The sequence below is a fragment of the uncultured Campylobacter sp. genome (assembly GCF_937890585.1).
In the GTDB taxonomy this organism is placed as follows: domain Bacteria; phylum Campylobacterota; class Campylobacteria; order Campylobacterales; family Campylobacteraceae; genus Campylobacter_A.
This window is the reverse complement of sequence record NZ_CALACG010000180.1, coordinates 1-9,020: the sequence shown is the minus strand read 5'-3', so window position 1 is coordinate 9,020 and position 9,020 is coordinate 1. Positions and strand designations below refer to the sequence as shown.

8 protein-coding genes and 1 pseudogene are annotated in these 9,020 nt (G+C 41.7%); all 9 read right to left on the bottom strand.

Annotation, left to right across the window (positions count from 1 at the left end):
- Window positions 1-392 (bottom strand): annotated as a pseudogene (locus Q0296_RS05280) (EamA family transporter); the annotation flags it as partial.
- Window positions 393-443: 51 nt separating this feature from the next.
- Window positions 444-1,367 (bottom strand): Dyp-type peroxidase, encoded by a 924-nt coding sequence (locus tag Q0296_RS05275; protein ID WP_021085056.1) that lies wholly within the window; start codon window positions 1,365-1,367, stop codon window positions 444-446.
- Between the two features lie 23 nt (window positions 1,368-1,390).
- Window positions 1,391-2,086: a DUF4230 domain-containing protein gene (locus tag Q0296_RS05270; RefSeq protein ID WP_298037530.1), complete on the bottom strand. Its 696-nt coding sequence runs from the start codon at window positions 2,084-2,086 to the stop codon at window positions 1,391-1,393.
- A gap of 56 nt (window positions 2,087-2,142) precedes the next feature.
- Window positions 2,143-2,976 carry an MBL fold metallo-hydrolase gene (locus Q0296_RS05265; protein WP_298037528.1) on the bottom strand — a complete coding sequence of 278 codons (834 nt, stop codon included), beginning with the start codon at window positions 2,974-2,976 and terminating at the stop codon, window positions 2,143-2,145.
- Window positions 2,977-3,068: 92 nt separating this feature from the next.
- The gene (gene ilvA, locus Q0296_RS05260) at window positions 3,069-4,280 is read right to left on the bottom strand and encodes a threonine ammonia-lyase (RefSeq protein ID WP_002942811.1); all 1,212 of its coding nucleotides are present in this window, start codon (window positions 4,278-4,280) and stop codon (window positions 3,069-3,071) included.
- Between the two features lie 15 nt (window positions 4,281-4,295).
- On the bottom strand, window positions 4,296-5,405 hold the full coding sequence (gene trmA / locus Q0296_RS05255; protein ID WP_298037524.1) for a tRNA (uridine(54)-C5)-methyltransferase TrmA: 1,110 nt from the start codon (window positions 5,403-5,405) through the stop codon (window positions 4,296-4,298).
- Window positions 5,406-5,407: 2 nt separating this feature from the next.
- Window positions 5,408-7,102, bottom strand: coding sequence for a Na+/H+ antiporter NhaC family protein (locus tag Q0296_RS05250; RefSeq protein WP_298037522.1), 1,695 nt, complete (start codon window positions 7,100-7,102; stop codon window positions 5,408-5,410).
- 9 nt (window positions 7,103-7,111) lie between these two features.
- A complete protein-coding gene (locus Q0296_RS05245; RefSeq protein WP_298037518.1) occupies window positions 7,112-7,858 on the bottom strand; it encodes an SDR family NAD(P)-dependent oxidoreductase in 747 nt (248 codons plus the stop codon).
- An 8-nt stretch (window positions 7,859-7,866) separates the two neighbouring features.
- A partial coding sequence (locus Q0296_RS05240) for an ankyrin repeat domain-containing protein (protein ID WP_298037514.1) occupies window positions 7,867-9,020 on the bottom strand: 1,154 nt, incomplete at its 5' end.

Below are 9,020 nucleotides of genomic sequence, written 5' to 3'. Positions count from 1 at the left end.
CGCCAGATACGATAAGGCAAACGGCTAAAATTTCTTTTAAATTTAGCCTCTCACCAAGAAATATGACAGCCAAAATGATAGCTAGCACAACGCTAAATTTATCAACCAGCGCTACCTGATAGACCTTGCCTGCTTGCATCGCTTTAAAATACATAAGCCATGAAAGCCCAGTCGCCATGCCACTTAGCACTAGAAAAAACCAGTTTTTGGGGCTTAGAGAGCTTAGCGGTTGCCATTTTTTAGCCAAGCAAAACAAGCATCAAAATGACAACGATCGTTCTTATAAATGTCGCAAAATCGCTGTCGATGTCCTTTACGCCTAGCTTTGCAAAGATCGCTGTAAGTGCAGCAAAAACAGCCGAAAGAGCTGCGTAGATAAACCACTCTGGCATCTTTATCCTTATAAATTTAAAGGGGCAAATTTGCTTCGCCCCAAGCTAAATTTATCCCTCGTAATCGCCAAGCATATCAAGCGTAGGAGCAAAATATAAAGCCCCGGTCACTGGCGTACTAAAGTCAAGCAGCCTATCTGAGTTGCCTTTTGGCTCGCCGATAAACATCTTTTTAAGCATAAGTTCAACCGTTGAAAATGTGCTTGCATAAGCAATGAAGTAAGTGCCTGTTTTGCTGCCTTCAGTAAATGGCATATTGCCACGCACGACCTTTTTATCGTCGCCGACATTTGCAGCAGCTGAGTGTGAATTTGTAGGTTTTACGCTCTCGTCCATCTCGATGTCATACTCTTTTGAGCGGCCTATAACCTTTTCTTGCTCGCTTACGCTTGTGGCGTTCCACTCTTTCATTTTGTGGAAGTATTTTTGAACAAAAACGTAGCTACCGCCTTTAAATTTAGCATCCTCTTTGCCGACTTTTGCAAAAAGATCTCTATCTTCGCCATCAGGGTTTTCAGTGCCATCGACAAAGCCGATGATCGCCCTGCCGTCGTGGTACTTAAAGCCTTGAGTCTCATCTGTGAGCTCTGCAAATTTAAACAAAACTTCTTTGATATTTTGCGCCATGTCAAAGCAGTCAGCCGCATTTAGCGCACGGATATGGATGTGTATATCGCCCTTTGTGCTAACAGCCTCGTGCTTGTCGCCTTTGATAGCTTTAAAATTTACAAGCTCTTTTGGCAATTCTTTTGAAATTTCAAGCTTTTTCCAAGCATCATGACCCACGCCAAGGACGCAATTTACATTTTCATTTGCGCCAAATCTAACTTTGGCAGTTTTATTTAAATTTACAACCAAAGCACAAAGCTTAGCAAAGCCCTCTTTACATGCCTTTTTGTCGCCTTTTAAGACCCATGTTTGAAAGACTGTGTTGTTACCAGGTGTTTGTGTGACCTCTTGTGAATTTACACTCATTTTTTCTCCTTTAAATTTAATTTTTACGCGATATTTTCTAAATTTAGTTGCTCGTTTATCTGCTCGTCACTATCGTCAAAGATAAACTCGACCTTATTTGCACCAAAGCTCTTAGCTATAGCCTCAAGCGTATCGCGAGCTGATTTGTGGATTTTGCTTTGAAGCTGCGAGATAAGGCGAACGCTCATCTTTTTAACTTCATTTCTTGCCTCTTCGATTAGTCTATTTTTATCTTCTTCTGTAAATGTGCTACCAAAAAAGCCATTTAGCGAGTCAGGCAGCAAAAATGGTATAAATTTGCCGTTTTTTTCATCGTAAAATTTCATATCGGCGATTGAGAATTTATACTTACATGGGGGCATTTTTATCTTATAGCTAGAGTTTGCGATCTGCATGATCTCGAGTTTTGGACTGGTTAGATCGTAGATGAAATTTATCTCAAACTCAAATATCATCGAAAGCTTCTTTTCGCTTACCAACCACCTTAGGTACTCTTTGCCAAAATTTCCAAACGCATGATCTGTCTTTGTGACGATCTCTTTGCTATAAACTTGAAAAACAGATAGTTCGCCGATGCTTTTAAGCTGCGAAATTTCAGTGCTGACTGAGACATTTTCGCTATCATCTTTTGCCTTTTTTAGCGCCTTGTTTGACCTATAAAATGCAAATGCCAAAATAGCTAGCAAGATAGCTAATATCAAATTTGCGTATTCGCTCATATTTTCTCCTTTAAAGCCCGCATTTTATCCTAAATTTGTAAAACAAAAGGAATTTATCACTCTGGCAAGGTGATAGGGCTCTTATAAGGCATGTGAGCGCCTACTATCTTAGTAGTCTCGTCCTCCAAGCCATCAAGCACCTTTTCTCTTGTTTTGGCAGCTTGCGCTGGATCTACATCATAAGTGATAGATATGCTTGGTTCGACCTCTTGCACTGCTAGGACGTGAAGAAGGTCAGCTATAAAGATGATCTTGTCGTTATCTGTCTCAAAGCTTATCATGTTGTGCCCTGGAGTGTGGCCGTAAGCTGGGATAGCCATGATCTTTAGTGCCCCTTTAAATAGCGGCTTTTTATGATCAAAAAAGCTCTTATCATCCTTATAAAGCGATAAAATTTCTTTTATCCTCTCATCTTTGCCCTTCATCCAGTAGCCCCACTCCTTTTCATCTATAAAAAGTTTGGCGTTTTTAAATGTCTTTTTGCCGCCATCTATGAGCCCACCTATGTGATCAGGATGAGCGTGCGTGATGATGACGTAGGTTAGATCCTCTGGCTTTATATTGCCAAAAGTTTGCAGATCATACTTTAAAATTTTCAAGCTATCTTCATAGCCGCTATCTATGAGCGCTGTGTAGTCCTCGCACTTTGTAAACATTACGTTGTGTTTGTTTGGTAAATTTTTAGTATTTGCCACAAGCTCTTTTTGCGCCTCATCTTTGGCTATTAGCTTATCTACTGGCGCGTCAGTCGTCTTTAGTGAAAATACATAAAGCTTGCATCCGCCCATAGCTCCTATCCATACTTGATCGTTTTGCTTGCTAATCACCTCATCATCAGCACAAAAAGCTAAAGTGCAAAACAACGCAAGGCTTAATAAACTCTTTTTCATATCTCATCCTTGAATAAATTTGCGAAATTTTAGTCCTGTAAATTTAATGAAAGCTAATGCTCGCTACTTTAAAAGGTAGCGAGCTTATGAATTTAGAAGAGTTGAGTGAAAGAAAAGCCGTTTTTATTAAGCGTATCTTTGATCTTTTCTTGATGCTCAAGACCCTTTGTCTCAAGCGTGATCGTGATGCTAGCATCGCCGTAGTCAAGCTTTGTTGAAAAGCGGTCGTAGTCGATCTTAACTATGTTTGCATTTGCTGATTTTAGACTATCAGTTAGGCTCATGAGCGCTCCTGGCTTATCCACAAGCGTGATTTGCAAGGTCATCTTGCGGTGAGACTTGATAAGACCCTTTTCGATGATGATAGAAAGCACCTGAACATCGATATTTCCACCACTTAGCACCACGCCTATCTTTGCACCTTTTTTAAATTTGATCTTATCATGCATAAGCGCTGCCACGCCAGCTGCGCCAGCTCCCTCTACGACGATCTTTTGCGTCTCTAGCAAAAATAAAATCGCAGTTGCGATCTCTTCGTCATCGACCTGCACGAACTCATCCACGCACTCAACGATATTTTTAAGCGTTATCTCGCTCGCATCACGCACAGCGATACCGTCTGCGATCGTGCGGACTGACTTTGAGTTTATGCTTTTTTTAGCGCCGTAGCTGTTAAACATCGCTGGAGCGCCCTTTGCACCGACACAAACGACCTTTGTTTTTGGATTTACTTGTTTTATACAGCTTGCCACGCCGCTAGCTAAGCCACCACCGCCAACTGGCACTACAACCATATCAAGGTCGCTTATCTCATCAAGCATCTCAAGTCCAACAGTGCCCTGCCCTGCCATGACGTACTCATCGTTAAATGGATGAACAAAGGTCATATCTTTTTCTTTGGCGTAATTTACTGCAAATTCATACGCCTCATCAAAGTTATCACCTTTTAAGATCACTTCAGCGCCAAGATCCTTTGTGCCAGCCACCTTTAGAAGTGGGGTTGATTCTGGCATGACGATGCAAGCATGCACGCCAAATTCTTTTGCGCTTATCGCCACGCCTTGAGCGTGATTGCCAGCGCTTGCAGCCACGACGCCACGTTTTCGCTCCTCGTCACTTAGGCTAGCTATTTTATTGTAAGCGCCTCTTATCTTGTAAGCTCCGGTTCGCTGTAAATTTTCCTCTTTCAAATAGACATTTGCGCCTAAAATTTTGCTAAGTTTTGCACTTAGCGCAAACGGAGTTTTATTTACAAAGTGACCGATCGTTATCTTTGCTTGGATTATTTTGTTTAATGAAACCATTTTTCAACTTTCCTTTTAAAATTTATCTTTTGCCTCTAGTAGCACGCCACACTCGATGTGATGAGTGTTGGCAAACTGATCAAAGAGCGCAAATTTTATCACTTTATGGCTTTTAGTAAGCTCATTTAAATTTTCTTTTAGCGTCTCTGGATTGCACGAGATGTAGATGATGTTTTTGAAATTTTTGATGAAATTTAAGACACTTTCACTAAGTCCAGCGCGTGGCGGATCGACAAGGACATGCGAGAAGTTAAAGTCGCTTAATTTTATATCTTTTAGCCTATTAAACTCCATAACACCAGCAAATGCGCCCATTAGCTCATCAGCGTCCATGCGTAAAAATTTGATATTTTCTGCCCCATTTAGCTCACAGTTTTTAAGGGCATTTGCGATCGAGCTTTTTGAAATTTCAGTGGCAAGGACGTTTTTAAATTTAAACGAAAGTGGGATAGTAAAATTTCCATGTCCGCAGTAAAGCTCCAGTAGGTCAGCGCCACCTTGCACGCACTCTTTTGCCCAAGCTATCATCTTCTCATTTACCGCTTTATTTGGCTGGATAAAGGCATTCTCACTTAGGCTAAATTTATAAATTTGCCCGCCAACATTTAGCTCATCTATCAAATTTAGCTCCGCACTTAGCAGCTTTTGGCCGCGAGATCTAGCTAAGATCATCACATCAAGCTTGCTAGCTAGAATTTTCATGGCCGCTTCAAACTCACTATCAAGCTTTTTATGATAAAGAAGCGTGACTAAGGTGCCACTTTTACAGGCGATAAACTCCACTCCAAAGAGCTTTGTTCGCAAAATTTCATCATTTTGTAAATTTTCAAGTAGCCTTGGCATGAGATGTGAAATTTGCTCGCAAACCTTTGGACACTCATCTATAAAGACCCTTTTGCCTTTCTCGCTTGCGTGCATCGTGTAGCTAAGCTTGCTGCCCTCGTGCCAAATGCCAAACTCAGCCCTCGTGCGGTAGTGCTTTGGGCTTGAGCTAAAAAGATCAAATTTGCCATCATAAAACTCTGAAAAATTTTGTTTTATAAGATCACTTTTAAATAAAATTTGCTCATCATAAGGGGTAAAAAGAGTGCAAGAGCCGCACTCTTTTAGATAATTGCAGTCCAAATTTACGCTTCCACCTTTTTGCCGACAAATCTAACTAGCGCCCAAATCGCTAAAAATCCGCACGGAAGTGCTAGCCAAACGCTAAGACCAAATGCGACCGGCAAGTAGCCCACAAAAACGCTCACCGCACAAACGCTAAGTGCGTAAACCATCTGCGTTGAGACATGGTCGATGTGGTTACATCCTGCGCCCATTGATGAAAGTATCGTAGTATCCGAGATCGGCGAGCAGTGGTCACCAAAGATAGCACCTGTAAGCACGCCTGAGATGTTTACGATCATATATGCGTGCATAGCGTCGCCCTCTAGGCCGTAGTTTTTGCCAACAGCGTAAGCTAGCGGAATAGCTAGAGGCATCAAAATGCCCATTGTGCCGTAGCTGGTGCCTGTTGAGAAGCTGATAAATGAGCCAAGGATGAAAACAGCCACAGGCAGTATAAATTTAGGCGTTGAGTCACTTAGTAGATCAACCAAATATCTTGATGTGCCAAGCTCTTTTATGACCGCACTAAGGCTCCATGCAAGAAGCAAGATAACCACCGTAATGATCATAGTTTTCCAGCCTTTTACCCATGTGCTAATAGCCTCTTTTACATCAAAAATTTTACGCCAAACACCCATCGTGATAGCTACAATACTAGCAAGCAGTGCTGCTTGAAATAGCGATGTAGCCGAGTCTGCCTCGCCAAATGTGTCTTTAAATGTTGAAAATGCAAGCGGATGTGCGAGGGCATTTTTCAAAGCGTCGCCCTCAAGCGCAGCAAGACCGCTAAAATAAAAGCTAGTAAATGCGCCAATAACTAGCACAAGAAGTGGCACTACGGCATTTGAAGCGCTTAGTTTTACGCCCTCTTTTGGCTCAAGAGTCTTGTCCTCAAGGTCTTGAATTTGTGTTTTGCCAGAGTGAAGCTCGCCCTTTCTAGCGCGTCTCTCAGCTGCTAGCATAGGACCATACTCACGCTGCATCAAGGCAGTACAAACGATGAAAAACAAGATAAATAGGTTGTAAAATCTATATGGAATGGTCTCTATAAATACCGAATATGCGTTGATACCAGTCTCGCCAACTAGCTCATAGCCCTTTTCGATGAGCGAAACTTCAAGTCCGACCCATGTAGAGATAATAGCGATACCAGCGATCGGAGCTGCGGTAGCGTCGATGATGAAGGCTAGTTTTTCGCGGCTTATTTTAAATTTATCGCTTATTGGTCTCATGATAGGGCCAACGATAAGGGCATTTGCGTAGTCATCGAAAAATACAAAGATACCCATAAGCCAAGTTGAAATTTGAGCTGAAACGCCAGTTTTTGCCTTTTTGCTAAGCCAAAGAGCAACTGCCTTTGTGCCGCCCATCTTTGTGATAAGTGCGACCACGCCGCCGATACAAAGCACTTGAAGCAAGATGCCTGAGTCGGTCTTGTCAGCCATCGAGTCAACGACCCTTGAAACAATGCCTGTAAAGCCTTTTACGATGCCCATAAAGACGTTTTCATTGATGATATTTATGAGAAACGTTCCGCTAAAAACACCGATAAATAGCGACAATATAACGTCTTTTGTGATAAAAGCGAGTGCTATTGCCACAACAGGTGGTATAAGCGTGAATACGCCGTAAATTTCAGCGTTTCTCTTTGCCACTTCTGGATCAACACCAAAAAGCGTGGCACTAAAGAATAGTAATAATAAAATTTGTCTCACAAGAACTCCTTAAAATTTTTCTATCGCAAGCCCGGCCCAAGTCTGCGTATTTGCCATGACTTCGACCCTGTTTATATTGACACTTCCAGGCATATTTAGACAATTAACCAAAATAGTCGCGATATCCTCAGACGTGATGAAATTTGTATTTTCATAAAGACTATCCGCCTTCGCTTTATCTCCTCTAAATCTAACCTCGCTAAATTCAGTCTTGCAAAGCCCTGGCTCGATGTTTGTCACCCTGATATTAGTGCCAACTAGATCGTTTCTTAAATTTAAGCTAAACTGCTTTACAAAGGCCTTTGTAGCACCGTAAACGTTGCTGCCAGTATATGGCCATGAGCCAGCTGTCGAGCCTAGGTTAAAGATATAGCCCTTTTCTTGCTTATAAAGTAGCGGCAAAACCGCCTTTGTCGAGTAGATGAGACCCTTGACGTTGGTGTCTATCATCGCCTCAAAGTCCTCTACCTTTGCATCTATCGTCTTTTCAAGTCCAAGCGCCATACCAGCGTTATTTACAAGAACTTCGATGTCCTTAAATTTATCAGGCAAGCTATCAACTGCGTCAAAAACAGCCTTTTTATCACGTATGTCAGCTACGATGATGTGCGTATCGCCAAGCTCGCTTGCAAGCTTTTTTAGCCTATCTTCGCGCCTTGCAAGAGCGACTATCTTGTAGCCCTCTTTTGAAAGTCTTCTGGCGATCGCCTCGCCAAAGCCAGATGTTGCACCGGTTACAAAAGCTGTCTTTTTCATGGTTTTTCCTAATTGAAATTTGGTTTTAAACCCAAATTTTCTAAAAATTTGATCGTCTTTTCGTTTTGTTCTTTCATGGCATAGTCAAGCGCATTAAATCCAGCATCATCAGTCGCATTTATATCAGCGCCACTATCTATCAAAAGCTTTAAAATTTCAGGAGTTGCGTGAGCTGCTGCGTGCATGAAAACGCTTCTGTTTGTATGCTCTAGGCCGCACGTATCTTCAACCTGCGCTTGGCCAAAATTTATCATATTCATCTTGGTATTTTCATCTATGTAGCTCTCGTTCGCATTTGCCCCACTCTTTAGTAAAAGCTCGCAAAGTGCCCTGTCATCAAACTGCACAGCGTAAAAAAGCGCGCTTTTACCAAAGAAATTTTTGTGATTTACGTCGGCTCTGTTTTTTAGCAAAAGTTTAACGTTTTCTATATTTTTTAGGGCAAAAAATAGCGGCGTCTCGTCGCCTAAATTTATATCCACCCCACGCCTGATGATCTCAGCTATCATATCTTTGCTCTTGTCATTTAAAAGTGCGATGTTTAGCAGCTCGGTCAGCTCTGCGGTGGTGAAATTTTTCGAGTAGAGTAAATTTGCAAGCTCGTCAAAGTTCATTTTTTGAGCCATCATCTTTTGCTCTGTGGTTAAAATTTTAGCTTTATTTACATTTTTGCCGACACTAAAGCTTAAAAACTCATTTACCACGCTAGTTGCGTAATATGCGGCACTTGCGGTGTCAAGACCAAGCCCTTCATAAAATTTAACCAGCGGAGTTTGAGCATTTTTATAAGCTTCGCTGAATTTTTTATATTTTAAAAAGTTAAACAAGCTCTCGTTCGCCCAGTACCTAAAATACTCCATTTGAGCGTCTTTTTGGGTTTCTGCGACCTCTGGCTTTTCAAGCTCTTTGGCGTAGATGTCAGGAGCAAATGAAGCTTTTAGCAAGATCCATCTAAATTTATTTAAATTTTCTCTATAAACGCCCTCACCAACGCAGCTTTGAGACTCACTTCTCACGGCCACGCTCGCATCAAAAAGCTCTTTTACCTCTTTTAAATTTAAAAGAGAGCCATCGCAATAAAATAGCCCCTCATTCGCATAAGCAAGCTCGTTTGGAGTAGTTTTAAAGCTCTCCTTTTTAGCAAGATCACCGCACTCTAATG

Excerpts from the sequence above, each read along its gene's own strand:
- Q0296_RS05270 (WP_298037530.1), bottom strand. The coding sequence starts at position 2,086 with ATGAGCGAATACGCAAATTTGATATTAGCTATCTTGCTAGCTATTTTG.
- Q0296_RS05265 (WP_298037528.1), bottom strand. The coding sequence starts at position 2,976 with ATGAAAAAGAGTTTATTAAGCCTTGCGTTGTTTTGCACTTTAGCTTTT.
- ilvA (WP_002942811.1), bottom strand. The coding sequence starts at position 4,280 with ATGGTTTCATTAAACAAAATAATCCAAGCAAAGATAACGATCGGTCAC.
- Q0296_RS05245 (WP_298037518.1), bottom strand. The coding sequence starts at position 7,858 with ATGAAAAAGACAGCTTTTGTAACCGGTGCAACATCTGGCTTTGGCGAG.
- Q0296_RS05275 (WP_021085056.1), bottom strand. The coding sequence starts at position 1,367 with ATGAGTGTAAATTCACAAGAGGTCACACAAACACCTGGTAACAACACA.